Consider the following 24396-nt stretch of genomic DNA (forward strand, 5'->3'; position numbering starts at 1 on the left):
CGGGCGCCAGGGCGCCCCCTCACCCCCACGACCGGTGCTCCGGGGGCGTTTTGAGGGCCGAGCCCGGTGTCCGGTAGCCTCTCCCGCGGTGGCGTGTCCGAGCGGCCTAAGGAGAACGCCTCGAAAGCGTTTGTTGGTGCAAGCCAACCGAGGGTTCAAATCCCTCCGCCACCGCCACACCGGATCAGCCCCTGACCTGCGACGACGCCGGGTCGGGGGCTGATCTGCGTCCCGGCGCCCCCACCGGCCCGCCGGCGGCCCCGGTTTGACCCGGCCCCGGGGAGGGGACAGGGTCGGGCGCCGACGGGTGGCCCACGCCCGGCGAGGAGGAGGTGGCGTCGTGAGCGACGACGGGCAGCGGTCGATCGACCTGGGGGCGGCGCTGGAGGACTGGTCCGGGCCGGACGACGGCCGCACGGCGTACGACGGCGCCGGCGACCCCGCGGTCCTCGACCTGCTGGCGGCCGCGCGCGGGGTGGGCGTGCAGCGCCTCGTCGAGGTGTACGGCGCGGGGTGGCGCGAGCTGCCCCGGCGCCCGACCGACCCCGACCTGCGGGCCGGGCTGGACGCGCTGCACGACGTGCTCGCCGCCCCGACCTGGGACGAGGGCGGGTGGTACGTCGCGGGCGAGCCGTTCCAGCTGGCCCTGCGTCCCGTGGCCGACGGCGTCGAGCTCGGCGTGCCGGTGGGTGGGTGGACCGGCGCGGGCTCGCTGGAGTGGGAGGTCCGCGACCGCCACCACGTGCCCGACGGCCCCGACCACGACCAGGCAGCCGGGGCCGTGATCGCGGTGCTGCTGCGCAGCCGGCACCGCACCTTCCGCTGGTGCCGCTACTGCCGCAGCCACTGCGCGCCGGAGCAGCTGCTCAGCCCCGACACCTGCCACGCCTGCGGCACGCGGTGGAACGGGATCGTCTACTGACGCGGGCCACCCCGGGGCGGTACCCGCTCCGGGGCTGACGCCGGCTCAGCCCAGCATCTCCTGCATCCGGGCGATCTCCCCGGTCTGCGACTCCTCGATGGAGGCGGCCAGGCGCTTGGCCGCGCGGTTCTCCCCGTCGGCCTGCTCGGCCTTCGCCATCTCCACGGCCCCCTCGTGGTGCTGCACCATCATCTGCAGCCACATCCGGTCGAAGCCGGAGCCGGTGGCGTCGTCGAGGCGGCGCATGTCGGCCCCGCTCATCATCCCGGCCATCGACCCGCCCGAGGACGGGTCGCCGGACGTCGTGCCGCCGTCGCCCGAGCCGGACATCGTGCCGCGGGTCGAGGGCACCTCGGCGTCCCAGTCCTCGAGCCAGCCGGTCATGGTCTCGATCTCGGGGTCCTGGGCGTCCTCCACCTCCTGGGCCAGCCGCTCGAGCGCGGGGTCCGAGGTGCGGTCGAGGGCCATCTCGGCCATCTGCACGGCCTGGGCGTGGTGGGGGATCATCTGCTGCGCGAAGGCGACGTCGGCCTGGTTGTGGTCGCTGCCCGAGGTGGTGGAGCCGGTGCTGGTGCCGCAGCCCGCCAGGAGGAGCAGGGAGGCGGTGGCGAGGGCGAGCTTGTGCATGGGGTGGTCCGATCTGTGGGTGCGTGCGGGGAGGTGGGCAGGCGGGCGCACCGGTCCCACGCCGGGGGCGTGGACCGGGCGCCGGGCTGCTCAGCAGCGCAGCACGCAGAGGCGCGACAGGTCGGGCGGGTCGGAGGAGCGGGTGCGGCGCGGCAGCACGCTCGCGGCCGGTCGCAGGTGGGCGGCCGGGGCGAGGGCCGGTGCCGCGCGGGCCAGGGCGAGCGCCGCGGCCAGCAGCAGGATCGCCAGGCACATCACCATCGAGGCGTGGTCGAGGAGCGTGCCGCCCAGGGGGTCGGCCGCCGACAGCACCGCCGCGGAGACCGCGACGAGGACGGCGGACCCGGCCGACCCGTCCGCCACTGCCTCGCCGGCGGCGTGGTGACCGGGCGACGCGGTGGTGGCCGGCGCGGTGGTCGACATCGCGGCCATCGCGTCCTCGGACATCGCGGTCCCGTGGCCGCCGAGGCCGTGCATCGCGAACAGCCCCTCGAGCGCACCGAGCAGCAGCAGCCGGGCGGCCCAGGGGCGGGCCCGACGGCGGCGGCGCCGGGGCGTGGTCATGGCTCCAGCGTAGGAGGGCGGGACCACCCGTGGGACCGGTCGGAGGTCCCGGCTCCGCGGGCAGGACGGCCCCCGCCTCGGCCGCACGACGGGTGGCCCGGCCTCAGGACGGGAGGGTGGCGAGCGCGTCGAGGGCGTCGAGGGCCTCGCTGAGGCGCTCCTTGGCGTCGGCGGCGACCTCCGAGACGGCCTCGCTGTCGGAGAAGGTCAGCATCGCGTCGGGGTCGAGCGCCTCGACCTGGGTCGTGGTGGCGTCCACCGCCCGCACCACGACGTTGCACGGCAGCATCGTGGCCACCGACGGGTCGGCCTGCAGCGCCCGGAACGCCAGCGGCGGGCGGCAGGCGCCGAGGATCACCTGCGGGGCGATGTCCTCGCCCAGCTCGGCCCTCATGGTGGCCTGCAGGTCGACCTCGGTGAGGATGCCGAAGCCGACCTCGGCCAGGGCGGCGCGGACCGCGACCAGCGCCTCGGCGTACGGCTGGTGCACAGTGGTGGTCAGGGTCGATCCGGACATCGGGCCGCCTCGGTCAGGGTGGTGGAGGGGTGGACTGGATACCCCCCAGGGTATCAGTGAGGAGCAGGGTGGTCGAGCGCGTGCCGGTGGTCGTCGTCGGCGGCGGGCAGGCGGGGCTGGCGACGGCGTACCACCTGCGCCGGCTCGGCCTCGTGCCCGGCGAGGACGTCGTGGTCCTCGACGCGGCCGACCGCCCGGGCGGCTCGTGGCCGCGGGCGTGGGACGGGCTGCGGCTGTTCTCGCCGGCGGGCTACTCCTCGCTGCCGGGGCGGATGATGCCGCCGTGGACCGACGGCTTCCCGCCGCGCGACCACGTCGTGGACTACCTGACCGACTACGAGCAGCGCTACGACCTGCGGGTGCGGCGCCCGTGCCGGGTCACCTCCGTGTCGCGCGCCGGTGACGGGCTGCTCCTCGAGGGCCCCGGCCTGCGGCTGGAGGCGTCGTGCGCCGTCTCGGCGACGGGCACCTGGGAGCAGCCGTTCTGGCCGGCGAGCCCCGGCCGCTTCGACGGCCTGCAGCTGCACGCCGCGGCGTACCGCCGGCCCGAGGACCTCGTCGGCCGGGTCGCCGTCGTCGGCGGCGGCAACACCGGCGCGCAGGTCCTGGCGGAGGTCTCGCGGGTCGCCGACACGCTGTGGCTGACCCGGGACGAGCCGCGGCTGCTGCCCGACGACGTGGACGGGCGGGTGCTCTTCGAGACCGCGACGGCGCGGGTGCGGGCGGCGCGCGCGGGCCGGGAGCACCCGGGCGTGGGCGGGCTCGGCGACGTCGTGGCCGTGGCCTCGGTGCGCGAGGCCCGCGAGCGCGGGGCGCTGGTGGCCCACCCGATGGCGCATCGGCTGACCCCGACCGGGCTGGCCTGGGACGACGGGCGCGAGGAGGCGGTCGACACCATCGTGTGGTGCACCGGCTTCCGGCCCGCGCTGCGCCACCTCGCCCCGCTCGGGGTGCGTGGCTCGGGGGGCCGGGTCGCGGTCGGCGGCCCCGCGGGCACCCGCAGCGAGGTCGAGCCGCGGCTGTGGCTGGTCGGGTACGGCGACTGGTGCGGCCCCGCGTCGGCCACCCTCGTCGGCGTCGGCCGCTCGGCCCGCGACACCGCGGCGGAGGTCGTGGCCGCCCTCGGCCGCGCCTAGGCCCGGAGCACCACGCGCCGGCCGTGGCCGGACAGCAGCGCGGTGGTGGTCCCGGGGAGGTCGGCGACCGCGGCTGCGAAGCGGGACCCCGGCTCGACGAACAGCCGGCGGTGGTTGTCCGGGGCGACGCGGTCGAGCAGCCGGGGCCAGAAGGTGCCCCAGTGGACGGGCAGCGCCCAGCGCGCGCCGACGCGCCCCACGACCTCGGCCGCCTGCACCGGGTCGAGGTGGTCCTCGCCCAGCGTCGGACCCCAGCCACCGACGGGCGGCAGCGCGAGGTCGACCGGCGCCACCTGGGCGGTGTCGGCGCCCGGACCGGTGTCGCCCGGGAACCACACCGAGCGCCCGGCCGCCGCCACCCGGTAGCCGACCGCGGTGCCGGCCCGTCGCGACCACGGCAGCCGGCGCCCGTCGTGCTCGGCCGGGTGCACCTCGACGTGCAGGCCGCCCACCTCGAGCACCTCCCCGGGCCGGGCCACCCGGGTGCGGTGGGGCAGGTCGCGCACCACCGGCTCGGCCCCGGGCGGCACCACGAGCACGGCGTCCGTCGGCACCCGCCGCAGGCTGGGCAGGTGGAGGTGGTCGAGGTGCTGGTGGCTGACCAGCACGACGTCGGCCGCCGCGGCCTCGGGCCCCGGCGTGGGCGCCCGCCGGTGCAGGTGCGCGAGGTCGTCGCACAGCACCGGGTCGAGCAGCAGCCGGGTGCCGCCGAGCTCGACCGTGGTCGTCGCGTGGCCCCACCAGGTGACGGCCAGGGGCGCGAGCGGCTCGGTCGCGGGATCCGTCACGCGACCGAGCCTAGGGAGCCCTCACCAGGGCCCGGACAGACTGGGGCCATGAGGCGTGAGCTGCGACGTGAGGTGCCCGGGCCCGGCCAGGAGTCGGTGTGGGACTACCCCCGCCCACCGGCGCTGGTGCGCTCGGACCGCCGGGTCGTCGTACGACGCGAGGGGGAGCTGGTCGCCGAGACCACGCACGCCTTCCGGGTGCTGGAGACCAGCCACCCGCCGACCTGGTACGTCGACCCCGCCGACGTCGTCCCGGGCGCGATCGCCCGCTCCGACGCCCGGTCGACGTGGTGCGAGTGGAAGGGTGCGGCGACCTACTGGGACGTCCTGGGCCTGTCCTCCGGTGCGTGGTCCTACGAGGACCCGACGCCGGGGTTCACCGACCTGCGCGGCTACCTCGCCTTCTCGCCCGGCCGCCTGGAGTGCTTCGTCGACGACGAGCGGGTCCGCCCGCAGGACGGCGGCTTCTACGGCGGCTGGATCACCGACGACGTCGTCGGCCCCTTCAAGGGCGCGCCGGGCACGCTCGGCTGGTGAGCCGCCCGGGCCTGGCCCGGCCGGTCAGTGGCGCTCCTCGAGCCCCACGGCCTCGCGCAGCCTCCGGGTGGCGTCCTGCAGGTCGCGGTCGTGCGCCGACGACGAGTCCATCAGCGCGGCCAGCGCCTCCGCCAGCACGTTGAGCTTCTCCTGCGCGGCCTCCTCGGAGCGCCGGCCGGCGTTCTCCAGCAGCACGAGCAGCAGCAGCGAGACCACGCTGGCCACCGTGTGGATCGCGACCTGCCACTGCTTCAGGTCGGGCCACAGCGGCGCGCTGGCGCCCCAGGCGACCACGACGACGAGGCAGACGCCGAAGAACGGCGCCCGGCTGACCTGGGCGTACGTCGCCTCCACGAACTTCTCGAAGCCCGAGCGGCCGTCGCCCTCGTGCCGGTCCCGTGCCGCGTCGTTGCGTTCCATGGCCGCAGGCTAGGGCCCGGGTGGCGTCCGGCGCACCGGGACGGTGAGACCCTGACCCATGGAGCTCACCACCACCCCCCGCGTCCTCGCGATCATCCAGGCCGGCGGAGCGGGCGGCCGCATGGACGTGCTCACCGCGGAGCGGGCCAAGCCCGCGCTGCCCTTCGCCGGGTCCTACCAGCTGCTCGACTTCCCGCTGTCCAACATCGTCAACTCCGGCATCAGCGACGTGTGGCTCTCGGTGCAGTACCAGGCCGAGTCGCTCGAGGAGCAGGTCCGCAACGGCCGGCCGTGGGACCTCGACCGCACCCGCGGCGGGCTGCGGCTGCTGGTGCCGCGCCAGGGCAGCGGGTCGCTCGACGAGGAGGGCTTCGCCCAGGGCAACGCCGACGAGCTCTACCGGCTGCGCGACGACCTGCGCCGGGCCGCCCCCGACGTGGTGCTGGTGATGAGCGCCGACCACGTCTACCGCTTCGACTACCGCGAGCTGGTCGCCACCCACCTGGAGAAGGACGCCGAGGTGACGATGCTGGTCACCGACCTCGCCGGGGTGCACGGCGAGGACCCGGCCGACCACGCCGTGGTCGAGGTGAACCGGCTCGGTCGCGTGACCGGCTTCGCCTACAAGCCCGAGTCGCCGTCGGGCTCGCTGGTCGCCACCGAGGTGTTCGCCTACCGGACCGGGGTGCTGGTGGAGCTCCTCGAGGAGCTGCACCGCTCGGTCTCCGGCGCCGACTCCGAGCGCGAGGCCGGCGACTCCGGGCTGGGCGACTTCGGTGACCTGCTGGTGCCCCGCCTGGTGGAGCGCGGGGCGGCGTACTCCCACCGGCTGGAGGGGTACTGGCGCGACCTCGGCCAGCCCCACCACTACCTCAACGCCCACCTCGAGCTGCTGGCCGACGAGACCGACCTCTTCGAGGGCGACTGGCCGGTGCGGACCCAGCAGCCCGAGCGGCGCCCGGCGTACGTCGCGGCCGGCGCGCAGGTCGCCGACAGCCTGCTCAGCGCCGGGAGCCACGTGTCGGGCACCGTCACCCGCAGCGTCCTGGGCCCCGACGTCGTCGTCGAGGCCGGCGCCGAGGTGGTCGAGAGCGTGGTCTCGGCCGGCACGGTGGTCCGCTCCGGCGCCACCGTCACCCGCACCATCGTCGACACCGCCTGCGACATCGGCGGCGGGGCGCACGTCGGTGGGCCCGACACCGCCCTCGACGACCCCGACGCCATCACCATCCTCGGCCGCGACGCGCAGGTCAGCGGCGACGTCGCCCCCGGTGGCCGGGTGCCCCCGGGCGGGGTGGTGTGAGGGGGCGGCCGGCTCCCTCAGCGCCAGGCGCCCCGGGCGTGCTGGACGGGCCAGGGGGCGTCGGCGTCGGGCACGCCGAGCTCGTGGGCGGCGCGGAGCGGCCAGCTGGGCTCGCGCAGGGCGGCCCGGGCGAGCAGCACGACGTCGGCCTCGCCGTTGGCCAGGACCTTCTCGGCCTGGGCGGGCTCGGTGATGAGGCCGACCGCGCCAGTGGGCACGCCCGCGGTGCGGACCCCGGCCGCGAGCGGCACCTGGTAGCCCGGCTCCACCGGGATCGAGGCCTGCGCGTTGCCGCCGGACGACACGTCGACGAGGTCGACGCCGTGCTCGCGCAGCTCGCCCGCGAGCCGGGTGCTCTGCTCGAGGTCCCAGCCACCCTCGAGCCAGTCGGTGGCCGAGATGCGGACCAGCAGCGGCATGCCCTCGGGGATCGCGGCGCGGACCGCGTCGACGGTCTCGAGCACGAACCGGGCGCGCCCCTCGAAGGTGCCGCCGTAGCCGTCGGTGCGGTGGTTGGACAGCGGCGAGAGGAACTCGTGGAGCAGGTAGCCGTGGGCCGCGTGGACCTCGACGGTGTCGAAGCCGACCGCGACGGCGCGCCGGGCGGCGACCGCGAAGGCCTCGACCACGGCGGCGACGTCCTCGACCTCCATGGCCTCGGGGGCGGCGTACCCCTCGAAGGCCACGGGCGACGGACCCTGCGTGGTCCAGCCGCCCCGGTCGGCGGGGACGGTGCCCTCGGCGCCGGCCCAGGGGCGGTACGTCGAGGCCTTGCGGCCGGCGTGCGCCAGCTGGACGCCGATCGCCGCGCCCTGGGTGTGCACGAAGTCGACGACCCGGCCCCAGGCCTGCGCCTGCTCGTCGTTCCACAGCCCGGCGTCCTCGGGGGTGATCCGGCCCTCGGGGACCACGGCGGCCGCCTCGGTCAGCACCAGCCCGAAACCGCCGGACGCGCGGGCGCCCAGGTTGACCAGGTGCCAGTCGCCGGGCATGCCGTCGGTGGAGGAGTACTGGCACATCGGGGCCAGCCACACCCGGTTGCGCACGGTCAGCTCGCGCAGGGTGACGGGCTCGAAGAGGGCGGACACGTGGGGCTCCTGGAGGGGATCGGGGGAAGGACCGGACGTCGTACGTCGGGCCCAACCGACCGCGCGCCCGCGCTGTTCCGCCGCCGCGGCGATCCGGCGTGCGAGATCCCTCACCGCCGACGAAGTTATCGGATAATGTCGAGTCACTTACTACCTTTGGAAGGAGGCTGAGCAACATGACCGAGCACCACGACACCCCCCGCACGAGCGCCGCGGTCGCCCCCGTCCCGGGCGCGATCGACGTGCACCAGCACCTGTGGCCGGACGAGCTCGTCGACCGGCTGCGCGCCCGGTCCCGCGCGCCGTACCTGCGCGACTGGACCCTGCACACCGACGGCGAACCGCCCTACGACGTGGACCCGGCAGCACACGACGTCGCGACCAGGATCGCGGCCGACACGGACGCGGGGGTGACCTCGGCCTGCCTCAGCCTCTCCGCACCCCTCGGCATCGAGCGCCTGCGGCCCTCCTCGTCGCGACCGCTGCTCGACGCCTGGCACCGCGGCGTGCGCGAGCTGCCCGACCACTTCCGCGCCTGGGCCTCCGTGCCGGCGCCGGGGGTCGACGACCCTGACGTGACCGGGCTGGCCGCGCTGCTCGCCGAGGACCGGTTCGTCGGGCTCCAGCTCGCGGCCAGCGACCTCGTCACCCCCCACGGGTGGGAGGCCGCCGCCCCGCTGCTGCGCGCCGCCGAGCAGGCCGACGCGCCCGTCCTGGTCCACCCCGGCCCGGAGCCGGCCCCTCTGCTGCCCGGTCGGCTGCCCGCCTGGTGGGCACCGGTCGTCGGCTACACCGCGCAGCTCCAGGCCGCGTGGTGGGCCTGGCAGGCCTTCGGCGGCCGCGCGGTGCTCCCGCGGCTGCGGCTGCTGTTCGTGGCCGGCGCCGGGCTGGCGCCGCTGCTGACCGAGCGCCACGTGCTGCGCGGCGGCGAGCGCACCGGGGTCGACCCCGACGTCTTCGTCGACACCTCCGGCATCGGCGCCCGCGCGCTCGAGTCGGTCGTGCGCGTGCTCGGCGTCGACGCGCTCGTGCTCGGCAGCGACCGGCCCTACGGCGAGCCGCTCGCCGAGCTGCTCGGCGAGGCCGCCACGCGGGCGGTGCGGGTCACCAACCCGCGGCGCCTGCTCGGGGACGGCCCGACCGCCTCCGACGGGACCGACGGGACGGGGGTGGCGTCGTGGCGCGCAGCGAGCTGAGCCCCGAGGTCCACCCCGAGGTGGCCGGCGACGGGCCGGCCAGCGGTGCCGGCGTGCCGGCCGAGCACCCGGCCGCGCTGGCGTCGTACGCCGACGACCTGCTGGTCAGCGACCTGCCCGACCGCGACCTGACGCCGGCCGAGCTGGAGGAGCTGGCCGCCAGCGTCGCCCAGCAGCCGCAGACGTGGGGTCACCTGGTGGCCTTCGACGGGCAGGAGCGGGTCTACGCGTCGCTGCACCGCGACAGCCACGTCGACGTGTGGCTGCTGTGCTGGACGCCCGAGAACGACACCGGCTGGCACGACCACGACGTCTCCTCGGGGGCGGTCGCAGTGGTGGCGGGCGAGCTGGTCGAGAACAACCTCACCCTGACGCACGGCGCGCGGGAGACCCACGTGCCGTCGGGGTCGGTGTTCTCGTTCGGGCCCGACCACATCCACCGCCTCAACGGCGCCCGGCACGGCTCGGTGAGCGTGCACGCCTACAGCCCGCCGCTGTGGCGGATGGGGCAGTACGCCGTCAGCGACAGCGGGGTGCTGCGCCGGGTCTCGGTGTCGTACGCCGACGAGCTGCGCCCGATCGACTGAGACCGGGCACCCCCACCCCTACGATGACGCCATGACCGGCTCTGCGCGCCCGCCCCGGGCGCGCAGGGCGCCCTCGATGGCCGACGTCGCGGCCCTGGCGGGGGTCTCGCACCAGACCGTCTCCCGGGTGCTCAACGACCACCCGATGGTCAAGCAGGAGACCCGCGACCGGGTGCAGGCCTCGATCGAGCAGCTCGGCTACCGCCGCAACAACGCGGCCCGGGCGCTGGTCACCAACCGCTCGGGGCTGATCGGGCTGGTGGGGGCGCACCTGGGGCTGCACGGGCCGGGCATGATCGCCGGCGCGGTGCAGGAGGCCGCCCACGACGCGGGCTACTCCGTGGCCCAGGTCGGCCTGCCCGACCTGAGCGCGGACGCCCTGCGCAGCACCGTCGACCGGCTCCTCGACCAGGCCGTCGAGGCGGTCGTGGTCGCGGTCGCGCAGCGCCAGGCGCTCGACGTCGTGGCCTCGCTCGACCTGCCCGTGCCGGTCGTGCTGGTGCAGGGCGTGCGGCCCGGCCAGTCGATGGCCGCCGGGGTCGACCAGACCGCCGGCGGGCTGCTGGCGACGCGCCACCTGCTCGACCTGCGCGAGGCCGGGGGTGTGTCGGGGGGCGCGCCGGGGGGCGTGGCCCACGTGACCGGCCCGCTCGACTGGATCGAGGCGGTGATGCGGCGCGAGGGCTGGCTGCAGGCCCACCAGGAGCGTGGCGTGGTGCCGGGCCGCGAGGTGGTGGGCGACTGGTCGTCCTCAAGCGGGTACGCCGCCGGCCTCGAGCTGGCCGCCGACCCCCAGGTCGAGGCCGTCTTCGCCGGCAACGACGCCATGGCGCTGGGCGTGCTCCGCGCCCTGCACGAGACCGGCCGCCGGGTGCCCTCCGACGTCGCCGTCGTGGGCTTCGACGACGCCCCCGACTCGGCCTGCTACTGGCCGCCGCTGACGACCGTGCGCCAGGACTTCGCTGCCCTGGGTCGCCGGGCGGTCGCGCTCGCGCTGCAGGCGCTCGACGGCGAGCGCGACGCCACCCTCGACCTGGTGGCGCCCGAGCTCGTGGTCCGGACCTCCAGCGTCCCCGGCTGAGCCCCGCCCCGACTACGGTGCCGTCATGCCCACGCAGCCCTTCGGCCCCTCGCCCCTCGGCGACGTCACCGCGATCGTCCTGGGCCACGCCCCCGGCCCGGTGCTCGAGCTGCTCGACCTCGGCGCCACCGTCCACCGGCTGTGGGTGACCGGCGGTGACGGCACCCGCCGCGACGTCGTGCTGGGCCACCCCGACCCGGCGGCGATGCTGGCCTCGACGTCCTACCTCGGCGGCACCATCGGTCGCTACGCCAACCGGGTCGCGGCCGGCCGCTTCGAGCTCGACGGCCGGCCGGTCGAGGTCGGCACCCACGACCGCGGGCAGCACCTGCACGGGGGTCCCGACGGCTTCGACCGGCGGATCTGGACGCTCGTCGAGCACGACGACCACCACGCCGTGCTCACCCTGACCAGCCCCGACGGCGACCAGGGCTTCCCGGGCGAGGTCACGGTGAGCGCGCGCTTCGACGTCGGCGACGACGAGGTCCGGCTGACGCTGGAGGCGACCACCGACGCGCCGACCCCGGTCAACCTGACCAGCCACGTCTACCTCAACCTCGACGGCGAGGGCTCGGGCACGATCGACGACCAGGTCCTCGAGGTCGACGCCCCGGCGTACGTCGGGATCGACGCGACCGGCATCCCCCTGCCCGGCCCGCCGACCCCCGTCGACGGGACGCCCTTCGACCTGCGGCAGCCCCGCCGGCTCGGGGACGTCGTACGCCTCGACCACCCGCAGCTGCGCGGCGCCGGCGGCATCGACCACAACTACGTGCTGGCTCCCGGTGACGGCACCGTCCGCCCGGTCGCCACCCTCGACTCGCCGCGCACCCGCACCCGGCTGGTGCTCTCGACCGACCAGCCCGGACTGCAGGTCTACACGGGCAACGGGCTCGACGGCACCGAGCAGTCGTCGACCGGCGGCTGGCACCGCCAGGGCGACGGCCTCGCGCTCGAGCCCCAGCTGTTCCCCGACACCCCCAACCGCCCCGACTTCGGCGACGCCACCCTGCGCCCCGGCCAGACCTACCGCTGCCACGTCGGCTGGCGGTTCGAGGCGCTGGGGCCGTAGCCGGTCGGGCCGCACCGGCGGTCCCCTCCGTCCAGGTCCGGTTTGTCCCGCTCCGAGAGTGAGCGTTCACATTTCCTGGCCACGCGCCGTCGCCGCTGGTCAGAAAGTCGGGTCGAGATGCTTGACTCGCCGTTATGTGAACGCTCACACTCACCTCAGTGACGAGGGTCACAGGGGCGACGCGGCCCCGAGAACGAGAGGGAATGCAGTGCTGAAGAAGAGCCTGGTCGCCGCCTGTGCGATCACCCTGAGCGCCGCCTCTCTCACCGCCTGCGGCAGCTCCGACTCCGGGAGCGGCAGCAGCAGCGGTGGGGGTGACGGCGCGCTGACGATGGGCTTCGCCCAGGTCGGTGCCGAGAGCGGCTGGCGCAGCGCCAACACCAAGTCCATCCAGGACACCGCCAAGGCCGACGGCGTGGACCTGAAGTTCTCGGACGCGCAGCAGAAGCAGGAGAACCAGATCAAGGCGATCCGGTCCTACATCCAGCAGAAGGTCGACGTCATCGCCTTCAGCCCGGTCGTGGAGACCGGCTGGGACACCGTGCTCCTCGAGGCCAAGCGCGCGAAGATCCCCGTGATCCTCACCGACCGCTCGGTCGACTCCAAGGACGACTCCCTCTACGAGACCTTCCTCGGCTCGGACTTCGTCGAGGAGGGCCAGAAGGCCGGCCAGTGGCTGGTCGACAACGCCGACGACTCCGACGTCAACGGCGACGGCACGATCAACGTCGTCGAGCTCGAGGGCACCACGGGCGCCGCCCCGGCGATCGACCGCAAGGAGGGCTTCGACGAGAAGATCGCAGCCGACAGCTCCATCGAGGTGGTCGCCTCGCAGACCGGTGACTTCACCCGCGACGGCGGCAAGAAGGTGATGGAGACCTTCCTGAAGTCCCAGAAGGACATCGACGTCGTCTTCGCCCACAACGACGACATGGGCCTGGGTGCCATCGAGGCCATCAAGGCGGCCGGTCTCAAGCCGGGCACCGACGTCAAGATCATCACCATCGACGCGGTCAAGGACGGCATGACCGCCCTGTCGAAGGGCGAGATCAACTACATCGTCGAGTGCAACCCGCTGCTCGGCCCCCAGCTGATGGACCTCGCCAAGAAGGTCGTCGCCGGCGACGAGGTGCCCAAGCGCGTCGTCACCGAGGAGTCCGCCTTCGACCAGGCGCAGGCCAAGGAGGTCCTGGCGGACCGCCAGTACTGACCGCTCCCCGCGAGGGTCCGGCCCCGACCGGGCCGGGCCCTCGCGGATCCCGACCGACGCTCGCCCCACGGACGGAACGCACCACGATGACCCAGACCCAGACCCCTGCGCCACGGCTGCCCCAGCCGTACGACGACGCGGCCGCCGCGCCCGACCGGCCGGCTCCCGCCCCCGTCGTCGAGCTGAGCGGCACCAGCATCGCCTTCGGTGGCGTCCCGGCCCTCCAGGACGTCGCCCTGCGGCTGTTCCCGGGCGAGGTCCACGCCCTCATGGGGGAGAACGGCGCCGGCAAGTCCACCCTCATCAAGACCCTGACCGGCGTCTACACCCCCGACGCCGGCACCGTCCTGGTCGAGGGGCGCGAGGTCTCCTTCGCCTCGCCGGCCGAGTCGCAGGCGGCCGGGATCAGCACGGTCTACCAGGAGGTCAACCTCTGCACGAACCTCACGGTCGCGGAGAACATGCTGCTCGGCCGCGAGCCCCGCCGCCTCGGCGGCATCCACACCCGCGCGATGCGCCGCCAGGCCCGCGCCACCCTCGACCGCCTCGGGCTCGACATCGACCCCGCCTCGGTCCTGGGGGAGCACCCGATCGCGGTCCAGCAGCTGGTCGCCATCGCCCGCGCCGTCGACGTCGAGGCCAAGGTGCTGATCCTCGACGAGCCGACCTCCAGCCTCGACACCGACGAGGTGGCCCGGCTGTTCGAGGTGGTCCGCACGCTGCGCGACCAGGGCACCGCGATCGTGTTCGTCTCCCACTTCCTCGACCAGGTCTTCGAGATCAGCGACCGCCTCACCGTGCTGCGCAACGGCCGCCTGGTGGGCGAGCGCCTGGTCCGCGACACCACCCAGCTCGAGCTGGTCCGGCTGATGCTGGGCCGCGAGCTGGAGACCCTCGAGCAGCTCGACCGCGAGGTGGCCGCGACCGACACGGTCGTCCGGGACGCCACCCCGGTCCTGCAGGTGCTCGGGCTCGGGCGGCAGGGGTCGCTCGAGGCCACCGACCTCGACGTGCACGAGGGCGAGGTGATCGGGGTCGCGGGCCTGCTCGGGTCGGGCCGCACCGAGCTGGCCCGGCTGCTCTTCGGCGCCGACACCGCCGACACCGGCGAGGTCCGGGTGCGCGGCCGGGCCGCCCGGCTGCGCAGCCCGCGCCACGGCATCGACCGCAAGCTCGCCTTCTCCAGCGAGAACCGCCGCGCCGAGGGCGTCATCGAGGACCTCAGCGTCGCCGACAACATGCTGCTGGCGGTGCAGGCCTCCCGCGGCTGGCTGCGCCCGATCCCGCAGGCCCAGCGCACCGCCCTGGTCAGCAGGTACGTCGAGGCGCTCGACATCCGCCCCGCCGACCCGAACGCCACGATGCGCCACCTCTCGGGCGGCAACCAGCAGAAGGTGCTGCTCGCCCGCTGGCTGCTCACCGAGCCCGACCTGCTGATCCTCGACGAGCCCACCCGCGGCATCGACGTGGGCGCCAAGGCGCAGATCCAGCAGCTGGTGGCCGAGCTCGCCCGGAAGGGCATGGCGGTGGTCTTCATCTCCGCCGAGCTCGAGGAGGTGCTGCGCCTGTCCGACCGCCTGGTGGTGATGCGCGAGCGCCGCAAGATCGCCGAGCGGCCCAACGACGACGTCAGCATCGCCGACGTCCTCGAGCTGATCGCCGGCCAGACCACCGGCCAGACCGCCGGCCAGACAGACGGCCCGACCACCGAGCCGCAGGGAGCGACCCGTGCCTGAGACCACCACGCTGACGCCCGTCGCCCCGCCCGCGGAGCCGCCGCCCGCCGGCCCGGCGGCCCCCAGCCGGATGGCGCTGCTGCGCCGCCACCCGCTGCTGTGGCCCGCGCTCGCGCTGCTGGCGCTGCTCGTCCTCAACACCGTGGCCAACCCCGGCTTCCTCTCGCTGCGGATGCAGGACGGCCACCTCTACGGCAACCTCGTCGACATCGCCCGCAACGGCGCCCCCGTGATGCTGGTGGCGCTCGGCATGACCCTGGTGATCGCGACCCGCGGCATCGACCTCTCGGTCGGGGCGGTCGCCGCCATCGCCGGCGCCGTGGCCTGCGTCTACATCGCCGGTGCCCCCGACGAGGGCGGGGCCGCGACCGCGATCGTCGCCTGCTCGCTGGCCCTGGCCGCCTGCGTCGCGCTCGGCCTGTGGAACGGCTTCCTCGTCTCGGTGCTGGGCATCCAGCCGATCATCGCGACGCTGGTGCTGATGACCGCCGGCCGCGGCCTGGCGATGCTGGTCACCGACGGCCAGATCACCACCGTCAACAACGACACCTTCGCCGGGCTCGGGGTCGGGTTCGTCGCCACGCTGCCGATCGCGGTGCTGGTGGCGCTGGGCGTCTTCGGGCTCACCGCGCTGCTGGTGCGGCGCACCGCGCTCGGCATGCTCATCGAGGCCGTCGGCATCAACCCCGAGGCCAGCCGGCTCGCCGGGGTCCGCTCCCGCACCATCATCTGGACCGTCTACGTCTTCGCCGCCCTCTGCGCCGGGCTGGCCGGCCTGATGATCGCCGGCAACACCAGCGCCGCCGACGCCAACAACGCCGGACTGTGGATCGAGCTCGACGCGATCCTGGCCGTCGTCATCGGCGGCACCTCGCTGGCCGGCGGCCGGTTCTCCCTGGCCGGCACCCTGCTGGGCGCGCTGTTCATCCAGACCCTGGCCACGACCATCCCCAACCTCGGGATCCCGGCCCAGACCAACTACCTGTTCAAGGCCGTCGTGGTGATCCTCGTGTGCCTGCTGCAGTCGCCGCGCGTGCGCCACGCCCTGCGCGTGCGCCGCCGCCCCGCACCCGGCTCCCCGCCCGGCTCCACGCCCGGCCCCACGACCGGCACGACGACCGGCCCCACCGACGCGAAGGCAGGTGCGGCATGAGCGCCCCCACGACCACCGCGCCCCGCACGTCCGGCGGGCCCGGTGCGCCCTCCACCTGGGAGCGGGTGCGGACCTGGTCGCCGCCGTCGCAGTACCTGCCCGTGATCGCCACCGCGGTCGTGTTCGTCAGCCTGTTCACGATCGGCGGCGTGCGCTACGAGGGCTTCGCGACGCCCGACGTCGTGCTCGACCTGCTCGTCGACAACGCGTTCCTCATCGTGCTCGCGGTCGGGATGACCTTCGTCATCCTCACCGGCGGCATCGACCTCTCGGTCGGCTCGGTGGTGGCGCTCTCGACGATGGTCGCCGCCCGCACGCTGGAGGCGGGCTGGTCGCCGGGACTGGCGGTGCTGGTCGTGCTGCTGACGGGCACGGTGCTGGGCCTGCTGATGGGCCTGGTCATCCACTACTTCGACATCCAGCCGTTCATCGCCACCCTCGCCGGCATGTTCCTGGCCCGCGGGCTGTGCTACCTCATCAGCGTCGAGTCGATCCCGATCCGCGACGAGACCTTCTACAGCATCGCGGCTGCGTCGATCCCGCTGCCGGGCGGTCTCTCGACCACCCCGACGGCGGTGGTGGCGCTGGTGGTCGTGGCGATCGCGGCCTGGGTGCTGCACCGCACCCGCTTCGGCCGCACCGTCTACGCCCTCGGCGGCAGCGAGAGCTCCGCTTTGCTGATGGGCCTGCGCGTGGCCCGCACCAAGGTCGCGGTCTACGCCATCAGCGGCTTCTGCGCCTCGCTGGCCGGGCTGCTGTTCTCGCTCTACATGCTCTCGGGCTACAGCCTGCACGCCGTGGGCATGGAGCTCGACGCCATCGCCGCGGTCGTCATCGGCGGCACCCTGCTCACCGGTGGGCGCGGCCTGGTCCTCGGCTCCCTGCTCGGCGTGCTGGTGCTCGGCGCCATCCAGACCTTCATCTCCTTCGACGGCACCCTCAGCTCGTGGTGGACCAAGATCACCATCGGCGCGCTGCTGCTGCTCTTCGTGGTGGTGCAGCGGCTGATCACGCGGCGCCAGCCGTGACCGGCACCCTCCCGGAGCGGGCGCCGGTGATGGCCGACGTCGCCCGCCTGGCCGGGGTGTCGCTCCAGACCGTCTCGCGGGTGGTCAACGGGGCGCCGCAGCTGCGGCCCAGCACCCGGGAGCGGGTGGAGGAGGCGATCCGCCAGCTCGGCTACCGGCCCAACGTCGCGGCCCGCGCGCTGGTGACCAAGCGGTCCGGGACCATCGGCCTGATCGGCACCAAGAGCGAGTTCTGGGGGCCCTCGACGATCCACCGCACGGTGCAGGGCGCGGCGCGCGACGCGGGCTACTTCGTCAGCTCGGTCGAGCTGGTCGAGGTCACCCGGCGGGCGGTCGCCGAGGCCGTCGAGCACCTGCGCGACCAGCACGTCGAGGGCATCGTCCTGGTCGCGGCCAACGACGAGGCCCTCGAGGTGGTCCAGGCGCAGGCCAGCACCGGCACGCCCGTCGTGGTGGTGGAGGGCGACCTGACCCGGGCCGCGCTGACCGCGGGCGTCGACCAGCTGCGCGGCGCGCTGCTCGCCACCGAGCACCTGCTGGGCCTGGGCCACACCCGCATCCAGCACGTCGCCGGCCCCCAGCACTGGACCGAGGCCCGCGAGCGGCTCACCGGCTGGCGCACGGCCATGCACGCCCACGGCCTGCGGCCGCCCACCCCGCTCGAGGGCGACTGGACCGTCGCGAGCGGGTACGACGCCGGCACCCGGCTGGCGCGCGACCCCGAGGTCACCGCCGTCTTCGTCGCCAACGACCACATGGCCATCGGCGTGCTGCACGCCCTGCACGAGGCCGGCCGCTCGGTCCCGGGCGACGTCAGCGTCGTCGGCTTCGACGACCTGCCCGAGTCGGAGTTCCTGATCCCACCGCTGACGACCGTGCGGCAGGACTTCGTCACCGTCGGGCGCCGCGCCATCCAGGTGCTCCAGCGCGCCATCGAGCTCGAGGCGGCCAAGCGCCTCGAGGGCGTCGACGGCTCCCTGTCGCGACGCCACGACCGGCTGGTCCGACCCGAGCTCGTCGTGCGCCGCAGCACCGCTGCGCGGCGTACCCCCCGACCCACCACCAGGAAGAGGACCCGATGACCAGCCACACCCCCCAGCCGCCGCCGAGCGGCGCCCCCGGGGAGCACGAGACCTACGTCGTCGGCGTCGACTACGGCACCCTCTCGGGCCGTGCCCTCGTCGTGCGGGTCAGCGACGGCGCCGAGCTGGGCACGGCCACCACGGAGTACCCCCACGCGGTCCTGGAGACCACGCTCCCCGGGTCCGAGGTGCGCCTGCCCCCGGACTGGGCGCTGCAGGTGCCCGAGGACTACCGCCACGTGCTGCGCACCGCCGTCCCGGCGGCCCTGGCCGAGGCCGGCGTCGACCCGGCGCACGTGGTCGGCATCGCCACCGACTTCACCGCCTGCACCATGGTCCCGACGCTCGCCGACGGCACCCCGCTCGACGAGGTGCCGGGCCTGGAGGGCCGTCCGCACGCCTACACCAAGCTGTGGAAGCACCACGCCGCGCAGCCGCAGGCCGACCGCATCACCGCCCTGGCGGCCGAGCGGGGCGAGACCTGGCTGGCGCGCTACGGCGGGCTGATCTCCTCGGAGTGGGAGTTCGCCAAGGGGCTGCAGCTGCTCGAGGAGGACCCCGAGCTCTACGCCCGCACCGAGCGCTGGGTCGAGGCCGCCGACTGGATCGTGTGGCAGCTGTGCGGCCGCTACGTCCGCAACGCCTGCACCGCGGGCTACAAGGGGATGCTGCAGGACGGCGCCTACCCCTCGCGCGACTTCCTGGCCGCGCTCGATCCCGGCTTCGCCGACTTCGTCGTCGACAAGGTCGAGCACCCGATCGGCGAGCTGGGCGAGCGCGCGGGCGGTCTCACGGCCGAGGCCGCCGCCTGGACCGGCCTGCCCGAGGGCATCGCGGTCGCCGTCGGCAACGTCGACGCCCACGTGACCGCTCCCGCGGCCCGCGCCACCGAGCCGGGCCAGATGGTCGCGATCATGGGCACCTCGACGTGCCACGTGATGAACGCCGACGTGCTGCGGGAGGTCCCCGGCATGTGCGGGGTCGTCGACGGCGGCATCGTGGCGGGCCGCTACGGCTACGAGGCCGGGCAGAGCGGCGTCGGCGACATCTTCGGGTGGTTCGTCGACCACGGCGTCCCCCCGTCGTACGCGCAGCAGGCGCGTGCGGCGGGGGAGACCGTCCACGAGCTGCTGACGCGCCTGGCGTCGGCGCAGCAGGTGGGCGAGCACGGGCTGGTGGCCCTCGACTGGCACAGCGGCAACCGCTCGGTGCTGGTCGACCACGAGCTCTCGGGCACCGTCGTGGGGCTGACGCTCAGCACCCGGCCCGAGGACGTCTACCGCGCGCTGCTGGAGGCCACCGCCTTCGGCGCCCGGGTGATCGTGGAGACCTTCCGCCACGCCGGCGTGCCGGTCGAGGAGTTCGTGGTGGCGGGCGGCCTGGCCAAGAACCACCTGCTCATGCAGGTCTACGCCGACGTGCTGCGGCTGCCGCTGTCGGTGATCGGCTCGGCCCAGGGCCCGGCACTGGGGTCCGCCATCCACGCCGCGGTCGCGGCCGGGGCGTACGCCGACGTCACCGCGGCCGCCGAGCGGATGGGCCGGGTGCGCCGCGGCGCGTTCCTGCCCGACGAGGCTGCAGCGCTGCGCTACGACCGGCTCTACGCGGAGTACGTCGCGCTGCACGACCACTTCGGCCGCGGCGACGGCCTGATGCGCCGGCTCCGGGCGCTGCGCCGCGAGGCGGTGGCGTCCCGTGGCTCCGCCCCCGGATCGGGTGCGGGGTCGGACGACGGGTCGGGCGCCGGGTCGGGCGCCGGGGTTCCCGAGGCGGCTCGCGAGACCGAGGGGGCGCTGGCATGACCGCGGTCACCGAGGTCCAGTCGACGATCGGCACGCTGCGCCGCGAGGTGTGCGCGCTGCACGCCGAGCTGACCCGCTACCAGCTCGTGGTCTGGACGGCCGGCAACGTCTCGGCCCGGGTGCCGGGCCACGACCTGCTCGTCATCAAGCCCAGCGGGGTGTCCTACGACGACCTCACGCCCGAGAACATGGTCGTGTGCGACCTCGAGGGCCGGGTCGTCGACGGCCAGCACGCGCCGTCGTCGGACACCGAGGCGCAGGCCTACGTCTACCGCGAGATGCCCCAGGTGGGCGGCGTGGTGCACACCCACTCGACGTACGCCACGGCGTGGGCGGCGCGCGCCGAGCCGGTGCCGTGCGTGCTCACGATGGGCGCCGACGAGTTCGGCGGGGAGATCCCCGTCGGGCCGTTCGCGGTCATCGGCGACGACTCGATCGGCCGCGGCATCGTCGACACCCTGCGCGGCAGCCGCTCGCCGGCCGTGCTGATGCAGAACCACGGCGTCTTCTCCATCGGGCCCACCGCCCGGGCGGCCGTCAAGGCGGCCGTGATGTGCGAGGACGTCGCCCGCACGGTGCACGTCTCGCGGCAGCTCGGCGCCCCGGTGCCGATCTCGCAGCCGCAGGTCGACGCGCTCTTCGACCGCTACCAGAACGTCTACGGCCAGCGCTGAGCGCCGGCTCCCGCCCCACCCCGTCCCGCACGCCCCCGCTCCCGTCACCACCAGAACGAGGTCCCCCATGACGTCCGTCCCCTCCACGCCGCAGGTGTGGTTCCTCACCGGCAGCCAGTCCCTCTACGGTCCCGAGACCCTCGACCAGGTCGCCGCCCAGTCGCAGGGGATCGCGGCCCGGCTCGCCGGCTCCGAGCTCCCGGTCGAGGTGGTCTGGAAGCCGGTGCTGCTCGACGCGGTCGCCATCCACCGCCAGGTGCTGGACGCGAACGCCGACCCCGACTGCGTCGGCGTCGTGGTGTGGATGCACACCTTCTCGCCGGCCAAGATGTGGATCGCGGGCCTCGACGCGCTGGCCAAGCCGATGCTCCACCTGCACACCCAGGCCGGCATGGCGCTGCCGTGGTCGTCCATCGACATGGACTTCATGAACCTCAACCAGGCCGCCCACGGCGACCGGGAGTTCGGCTACATGCAGTCGCGCCTCGGCGTGGCCCGCAAGACGGTCGCGGGCCACGTCGACTCGCCGTCGGTGCGCCACCGCGTCGAGGCGTGGGCCCGCGCGGCCCTCGGACGCCACGAGCTGCGCCAGCTGCGCCTGGCCCGGTTCGGCGACAACATGCGCGACGTCGCGGTCACCGAGGGCGACAAGGTGGAGGCACAGCACCGCTTCGGGGTCTCGGTCAACACCTACGGCGTCAGCGAGCTGGTGGCCGTGGTCGACGCCCAGGGCGACGACGACGTCGACAAGCTGGTCACGGAGTACGCCGACCTCTACCGCGTCGCCCCCGAGCTGCTCCCGGGCGGCGAGCGCCACGAGTCGCTGCGCTACGGCGCCCGCGTCGAGCTCGGCCTGCGTCGCTTCCTCACCGACGGCGGCTTCGGGGCCTTCACCACCAACTTCGAGGACCTCGGCGGCCTGCGCCAGCTCCCCGGCCTGGCCGTGCAGCGCCTCATGGGCGACGGCTTCGGCTTCGGCGGCGAGGGCGACTGGAAGACCTCGGTGCTGCTGCGCGGCATGAAGACGATGGCCACCGGGATGCCGGGCGGCACGTCGTTCATGGAGGACTACACCTACCACCTGGTCCCGGGCGAGGAGAAGATCCTCGGCGCCCACATGCTCGAGGTCTGCCCCAGCATCAGCACCGCCCGGGCGACCCTCGAGATCCACCCGCTCTCCATCGGTGACCGCGAGGACCCGGTGCGGCTGCGCTTCACCGCCGACCCCGGCCCCGCCGTCGTGGTCGGCATCTCGGACCTCGGCGACCGCTTCCGCCTCACCCTCAACGAGGTCGACGTGGTCGAGCCCGACGAGGCGCTGCCGAAGCTCCCCGTCGCCTGCGCGGTGTGGGAGCCCCACCCCTCGCTGTCCACCTCCGCGGAGTCGTGGCTGATGGCCGGCGGCCCCCACCACACCGTCCTCTCGACGGCCCTCGACACCGAGGTCCTCGAGGACTTCGCCGAGATGAGCCGCACCGAGCTGCTCGTCATCGACGAGGACACCACCACCCGGCGGTTCCAGAAGGAGCTGCGCTGGAACGCGGCGTACCACCGGCTCGCCCGGGGTCTCTGAGGGCAGGCGGGCGGGGCAGGCGGGCGGGGCAGGCGGGCGGGGCGGGACCCGGCGGCGCATGCAACGCTCCGTTACCAGCGGCGTACACCCGTCGCGGCGGGCACTCGGACACAGCAACGGAGCGTTACATGCGCCGCCCCGCCCCGCCCCGCCCGCCCCGCCCGTACGCCGCTCAGGTGGTCGCGGCGTCGCTCCCGAGCGTGACCTCGACGGTGTGGGTGGAGCCGTGGCGGACGTAGGTGACGGCCACCCGGTCGCCGGGGGCCTGGGAGCGGATCGCGGCGACGAGCGAGGTGCTGTCGCCGACGGGCTGGTGGTCCACGGCCGTGACGACGTCGCCGGTGCGCAGGCCCGCGCGGGCGGCGGCGGAGCCGGCGGTGACGTCCTCGAGGGCGGCGCCGGCCGGGTCGGTGGAGTCGCCGACGCTGACGCCGAGCTGGGCGTGGGTGGCGGTGCGGCCGGCCTCGAGCTGGTGGACCACGCGCATCGCCTGGTCGACCGGGATCGCGAAGCCGAGGCCGATGCTGCCGGACTGGCCGCCCGCGGGGGAGGACGAGCCGAGCGAGGCGATCGCGGAGTTGATGCCGATCACGCGGCCCGCCGCGTCGACGAGCGGGCCGCCGGAGTTGCCGGGGTTGATGGGGGCGTCGGTCTGGACGGCGTCGATGACGGTGCCCTGCGAGCCCGACTCGCCCGAGGTGCTGACCGGGCGGTCGAGCGCGCTGACGATGCCGGTGGTGACGGTGCCCTGGAGGCCGAGCGGGGCGCCGACGGCCACGACGGGCTGGCCCACGACCAGGTGGGAGGAGGAGCCGATGGTGGCGGGGGTGAGGCCGCTGACGCCCGAGATCCGCACCACGGCGAGGTCGGTCACGGGGTCGGCCCCCACGATCCGGGCGCGGTGGGTGGAGCCGTCGCTCAGCACCGCCTCGATCCGGCCGCCCTGCGCGCCGGCCGCCACGACGTGGTCGTTGGTCAGCACGGTGCCGTCGGCGGAGAGCACGATGCCGCTGCCCTCGTCCTCCTGCGTGGCGCCGGAGCAGCCGAGCGCACCCTCGGAGGAGGAGGCGGCGCCCTGCACCTTGAGCAGCACCACGCTCGGGGTCACGGCGCGGGCCACCTGCTCGACGTCCTGCGCGCCGGCGGAGGCCGCCGAGGCCGCGGCGTGGCTGACCGGTGCCGAGGCGGGGGCGGGGGCGGCCGCGGCGTTGGTCAGGCCGGCGCCGAGGGCACCACCGGCGCCGCCGGCGACGAGGCCGACGACGGCGAGCGCGGCCACCCCGCGCCAGCGGTGGCGCGGCGGGGCGGGAGCGGCGTACGCCGTGGGGGCGGGGGCGCCCGAGGGCGTCGTGGCGGCGGTGGGGACGGGGTCCGAGGGCTGGTGGTCGGTCATGGCCCCACCGTGCGCCGCCCACCTTGGAGCCCGCTGAGCCGCGATCCTGACCGCCACCTGACCACGGGGGCCGGCGGCCTCGCGCCCGCGCGCGGGGCGGAGCACGCTGGAGGAGGGCCCCGGCGAGCGGGCCCGGAGGACGACCGGAGGACGAGGGGGCGAGCCCGGTGCGGGTGCTGCTGGTCGAGGACGAGCGGACGCTGGGGGACACCCTGGCCCGGGGGCTGCGGCAGCAGGGATGGAGCGTCGACCTCGCCCGGCACGGGCTGGCGGGGCTCTCGCGCGCGGTCGAGCGGGAGCACGACGTGGTGCTGCTCGACGTGGTGCTCCCGCGGCTGCACGGCTACGAGGTGCTGCGCGAGCTGCGTCGGCGCGGGATCGCCACGCCCGTGGTGATGCTGAGCGCCAAGGACGGCGAGCTCGACCAGGCCGACGCGCTGGACCTGGGGGCCGACGACTACGTGACCAAGCCGTTCTCGTTCGTGCTGCTGCTCGCGCGGATCCGGGCCGTCGTGCGCCGCGGGCCCGCCTCGCTCCCGGCCGTGCTGGCCGCCGGCGACCTGACGCTCGACCCCGGCACCCACCGGGTGGCGCGCGCCGGGGTCGACGTCGCCCTGACGGCGCGGGAGTTCGCGCTGCTGGAGCACCTGATGCGCCACCGCGGCCAGGTGCTGAGCAAGGCCCAGCTGCTCGCCGAGGTCTGGGACCCGGCGGCGGAGCCGGACCCCAACACCGTCGAGGTCTACGTGCGCTACCTGCGCACCAAGGTCGACCTGCCCTTCGGTGTCCGCAGCATCGAGACGCTGCGCGGGGTGGGCTACAGGCTGGTCGACGCGACCGTCCCGACCCCGGTCGCCGCGGCGGGGTGAGGACGCCGTCCCGCCCCTCGGGAGCATCGCGGCGTCCG

General features: G+C 75.0%; 24 protein-coding genes and 1 tRNA gene. 18 read left to right on the forward strand and 7 right to left on the reverse strand.

Features of this window, described 5'->3' with window-relative positions; all coding sequences use genetic code 11:
• Positions 1 to 87 precede the first annotated feature (87 nt).
• Positions 88 to 177: transfer RNA gene (locus BLU55_RS15190), tRNA-Ser, on the forward strand.
• A gap of 163 nt (positions 178 to 340) precedes the next feature.
• Complete coding sequence (locus BLU55_RS15195) at positions 341 to 922, forward strand: hypothetical protein (protein ID WP_091731364.1); 582 nt, start codon at positions 341 to 343, stop codon at positions 920 to 922.
• A gap of 45 nt (positions 923 to 967) precedes the next feature.
• Here BLU55_RS15195 and BLU55_RS15200 read toward each other — a convergent pair whose 3' ends face one another.
• From BLU55_RS15200 to BLU55_RS15210, 3 genes are all read right to left on the reverse strand, one after another.
• Positions 968 to 1549, reverse strand: coding sequence for a DUF305 domain-containing protein (locus BLU55_RS15200; RefSeq protein WP_091731367.1), 582 nt, complete (start codon positions 1547 to 1549; stop codon positions 968 to 970).
• Positions 1550 to 1639: 90 nt separating this feature from the next.
• Complete coding sequence (locus BLU55_RS15205; protein ID WP_091731369.1) at positions 1640 to 2113, reverse strand: DUF6153 family protein; 474 nt, start codon at positions 2111 to 2113, stop codon at positions 1640 to 1642.
• A gap of 103 nt (positions 2114 to 2216) precedes the next feature.
• A complete protein-coding gene (locus BLU55_RS15210) occupies positions 2217 to 2630 on the reverse strand; it encodes a DUF302 domain-containing protein (RefSeq protein WP_091731372.1) in 414 nt (137 codons plus the stop codon).
• Between the two features lie 68 nt (positions 2631 to 2698).
• Here BLU55_RS15210 and BLU55_RS15215 point away from each other — a divergent pair, with 68 nt between their 5' ends.
• Positions 2699 to 3766, forward strand: a complete 1068-nt coding sequence (locus tag BLU55_RS15215) for an ArsO family NAD(P)H-dependent flavin-containing monooxygenase (protein ID WP_091731374.1) — start codon at positions 2699 to 2701, stop codon at positions 3764 to 3766.
• On the opposite strand, the gene BLU55_RS15220 is transcribed toward BLU55_RS15215, so the two are convergent.
• A complete protein-coding gene (locus BLU55_RS15220) occupies positions 3763 to 4554 on the reverse strand; it encodes an MBL fold metallo-hydrolase (RefSeq protein ID WP_091731377.1) in 792 nt (263 codons plus the stop codon). The two genes, BLU55_RS15215 and BLU55_RS15220, sit on opposite strands and share 4 nt — an antisense overlap.
• A 48-nt stretch (positions 4555 to 4602) precedes the next feature.
• Between BLU55_RS15220 and BLU55_RS15225 the strand changes: the two genes are divergently transcribed.
• Positions 4603 to 5091, forward strand: a complete 489-nt coding sequence (locus BLU55_RS15225) for a DUF427 domain-containing protein (protein WP_091731380.1) — start codon at positions 4603 to 4605, stop codon at positions 5089 to 5091.
• Between the two features lie 24 nt (positions 5092 to 5115).
• Here the strand turns inward: BLU55_RS15225 and BLU55_RS15230 are convergent, their stop codons facing one another.
• Complete coding sequence (locus BLU55_RS15230) at positions 5116 to 5511, reverse strand: low affinity iron permease family protein (RefSeq protein ID WP_091731384.1); 396 nt, start codon at positions 5509 to 5511, stop codon at positions 5116 to 5118.
• A 58-nt stretch (positions 5512 to 5569) separates the two neighbouring features.
• Between BLU55_RS15230 and BLU55_RS15235 the strand changes: the two genes are divergently transcribed.
• A complete protein-coding gene (locus tag BLU55_RS15235; protein WP_091731387.1) occupies positions 5570 to 6814 on the forward strand; it encodes a glucose-1-phosphate adenylyltransferase family protein in 1245 nt (414 codons plus the stop codon).
• Between the two features lie 17 nt (positions 6815 to 6831).
• Here BLU55_RS15235 and BLU55_RS15240 read toward each other — a convergent pair whose 3' ends face one another.
• A complete protein-coding gene (locus BLU55_RS15240; protein WP_091731390.1) occupies positions 6832 to 7902 on the reverse strand; it encodes an NADH:flavin oxidoreductase/NADH oxidase in 1071 nt (356 codons plus the stop codon).
• A gap of 176 nt (positions 7903 to 8078) precedes the next feature.
• On the opposite strand from BLU55_RS15240, the gene BLU55_RS15245 reads away from it, so the two are divergent.
• The 12 genes from BLU55_RS15245 (at position 8079) to araA (ending at position 22096) form a co-directional block, all read left to right on the forward strand.
• Positions 8079 to 9098 carry an amidohydrolase family protein gene (locus BLU55_RS15245; protein ID WP_091731392.1) on the forward strand — a complete coding sequence of 340 codons (1020 nt, stop codon included), beginning with the start codon at positions 8079 to 8081 and terminating at the stop codon, positions 9096 to 9098.
• Positions 9080 to 9685: a cysteine dioxygenase gene (locus BLU55_RS15250; protein ID WP_231916903.1), complete on the forward strand. Its 606-nt coding sequence runs from the start codon at positions 9080 to 9082 to the stop codon at positions 9683 to 9685. The genes BLU55_RS15245 and BLU55_RS15250 overlap by 19 nt, the downstream gene beginning before the upstream one ends.
• A gap of 31 nt (positions 9686 to 9716) precedes the next feature.
• Complete coding sequence (locus BLU55_RS15255; RefSeq protein WP_197681011.1) at positions 9717 to 10766, forward strand: LacI family DNA-binding transcriptional regulator; 1050 nt, start codon at positions 9717 to 9719, stop codon at positions 10764 to 10766.
• Positions 10767 to 10791: 25 nt separating this feature from the next.
• A complete protein-coding gene (locus BLU55_RS15260) occupies positions 10792 to 11838 on the forward strand; it encodes an aldose epimerase family protein (protein ID WP_091731395.1) in 1047 nt (348 codons plus the stop codon).
• 208 nt (positions 11839 to 12046) lie between these two features.
• Positions 12047 to 13048, forward strand: a complete 1002-nt coding sequence (locus BLU55_RS15265; RefSeq protein ID WP_091731398.1) for an ABC transporter substrate-binding protein — start codon at positions 12047 to 12049, stop codon at positions 13046 to 13048.
• 86 nt (positions 13049 to 13134) lie between these two features.
• Positions 13135 to 14784 carry a sugar ABC transporter ATP-binding protein gene (locus BLU55_RS15270; protein WP_091731400.1) on the forward strand — a complete coding sequence of 550 codons (1650 nt, stop codon included), beginning with the start codon at positions 13135 to 13137 and terminating at the stop codon, positions 14782 to 14784.
• Entirely contained in the window at positions 14777 to 15937 is a 1161-nt protein-coding gene (locus BLU55_RS15275) for an ABC transporter permease (RefSeq protein WP_231916904.1), read from the forward strand. The genes BLU55_RS15270 and BLU55_RS15275 overlap by 8 nt, the downstream gene beginning before the upstream one ends.
• Positions 15934 to 16965, forward strand: coding sequence for a galactofuranose ABC transporter, permease protein YjfF (gene yjfF, locus BLU55_RS15280; protein WP_091731403.1), 1032 nt, complete (start codon positions 15934 to 15936; stop codon positions 16963 to 16965). Before BLU55_RS15275 ends, yjfF begins: the two co-directional genes overlap by 4 nt.
• Entirely contained in the window at positions 16962 to 18047 is a 1086-nt protein-coding gene (locus BLU55_RS15285) for a LacI family DNA-binding transcriptional regulator (RefSeq protein WP_197681012.1), read from the forward strand. Before yjfF ends, BLU55_RS15285 begins: the two co-directional genes overlap by 4 nt.
• Positions 18044 to 19849, forward strand: a complete 1806-nt coding sequence (gene araB, locus BLU55_RS15290; RefSeq protein ID WP_091731406.1) for a ribulokinase — start codon at positions 18044 to 18046, stop codon at positions 19847 to 19849. Before BLU55_RS15285 ends, araB begins: the two co-directional genes overlap by 4 nt.
• Entirely contained in the window at positions 19846 to 20523 is a 678-nt protein-coding gene (locus BLU55_RS15295; protein ID WP_091730056.1) for an L-ribulose-5-phosphate 4-epimerase, read from the forward strand. Before araB ends, BLU55_RS15295 begins: the two co-directional genes overlap by 4 nt.
• A 67-nt stretch (positions 20524 to 20590) precedes the next feature.
• Positions 20591 to 22096, forward strand: a complete 1506-nt coding sequence (araA, locus tag BLU55_RS15300) for an L-arabinose isomerase (protein WP_091731409.1) — start codon at positions 20591 to 20593, stop codon at positions 22094 to 22096.
• 172 nt (positions 22097 to 22268) lie between these two features.
• On the opposite strand, the gene BLU55_RS15305 is transcribed toward araA, so the two are convergent.
• Complete coding sequence (locus BLU55_RS15305; protein ID WP_091731411.1) at positions 22269 to 23489, reverse strand: S1C family serine protease; 1221 nt, start codon at positions 23487 to 23489, stop codon at positions 22269 to 22271.
• 167 nt (positions 23490 to 23656) lie between these two features.
• Between BLU55_RS15305 and BLU55_RS15310 the strand changes: the two genes are divergently transcribed.
• Positions 23657 to 24358, forward strand: coding sequence for a response regulator transcription factor (locus BLU55_RS15310; protein WP_091731414.1), 702 nt, complete (start codon positions 23657 to 23659; stop codon positions 24356 to 24358).
• Positions 24359 to 24396: the final 38 nt, after the last annotated feature.

The sequence above is a fragment of the Nocardioides scoriae genome, assembly GCF_900104965.1.
GTDB lineage: Bacteria > Actinomycetota > Actinomycetes > Propionibacteriales > Nocardioidaceae > Marmoricola > Marmoricola scoriae.

What these genes read in the sequence shown, in the direction of transcription:
- BLU55_RS15235 (WP_091731387.1), top strand. Translation starts at nt 5,570, where the DNA reads ATGGAGCTCACCACCACCCCCCGCGTCCTCGCGATCATCCAGGCCGGC.
- BLU55_RS15205 (WP_091731369.1), bottom strand. Translation starts at nt 2,113, where the DNA reads ATGACCACGCCCCGGCGCCGCCGCCGTCGGGCCCGCCCCTGGGCCGCC.
- BLU55_RS15230 (WP_091731384.1), bottom strand. Translation starts at nt 5,511, where the DNA reads ATGGAACGCAACGACGCGGCACGGGACCGGCACGAGGGCGACGGCCGC.
- araB (WP_091731406.1), top strand. Translation starts at nt 18,044, where the DNA reads ATGACCAGCCACACCCCCCAGCCGCCGCCGAGCGGCGCCCCCGGGGAG.
- BLU55_RS15305 (WP_091731411.1), bottom strand. Translation starts at nt 23,489, where the DNA reads ATGACCGACCACCAGCCCTCGGACCCCGTCCCCACCGCCGCCACGACG.
- yjfF (WP_091731403.1), top strand. Translation starts at nt 15,934, where the DNA reads ATGAGCGCCCCCACGACCACCGCGCCCCGCACGTCCGGCGGGCCCGGT.
- BLU55_RS15200 (WP_091731367.1), bottom strand. Translation starts at nt 1,549, where the DNA reads ATGCACAAGCTCGCCCTCGCCACCGCCTCCCTGCTCCTCCTGGCGGGC.
- BLU55_RS15270 (WP_091731400.1), top strand. Translation starts at nt 13,135, where the DNA reads ATGACCCAGACCCAGACCCCTGCGCCACGGCTGCCCCAGCCGTACGAC.
- BLU55_RS15255 (WP_197681011.1), top strand. Translation starts at nt 9,717, where the DNA reads ATGACCGGCTCTGCGCGCCCGCCCCGGGCGCGCAGGGCGCCCTCGATG.
- BLU55_RS15245 (WP_091731392.1), top strand. Translation starts at nt 8,079, where the DNA reads ATGACCGAGCACCACGACACCCCCCGCACGAGCGCCGCGGTCGCCCCC.
- BLU55_RS15260 (WP_091731395.1), top strand. Translation starts at nt 10,792, where the DNA reads ATGCCCACGCAGCCCTTCGGCCCCTCGCCCCTCGGCGACGTCACCGCG.
- BLU55_RS15225 (WP_091731380.1), top strand. Translation starts at nt 4,603, where the DNA reads ATGAGGCGTGAGCTGCGACGTGAGGTGCCCGGGCCCGGCCAGGAGTCG.
- BLU55_RS15210 (WP_091731372.1), bottom strand. Translation starts at nt 2,630, where the DNA reads ATGTCCGGATCGACCCTGACCACCACTGTGCACCAGCCGTACGCCGAG.
- araA (WP_091731409.1), top strand. Translation starts at nt 20,591, where the DNA reads ATGACGTCCGTCCCCTCCACGCCGCAGGTGTGGTTCCTCACCGGCAGC.
- BLU55_RS15295 (WP_091730056.1), top strand. Translation starts at nt 19,846, where the DNA reads ATGACCGCGGTCACCGAGGTCCAGTCGACGATCGGCACGCTGCGCCGC.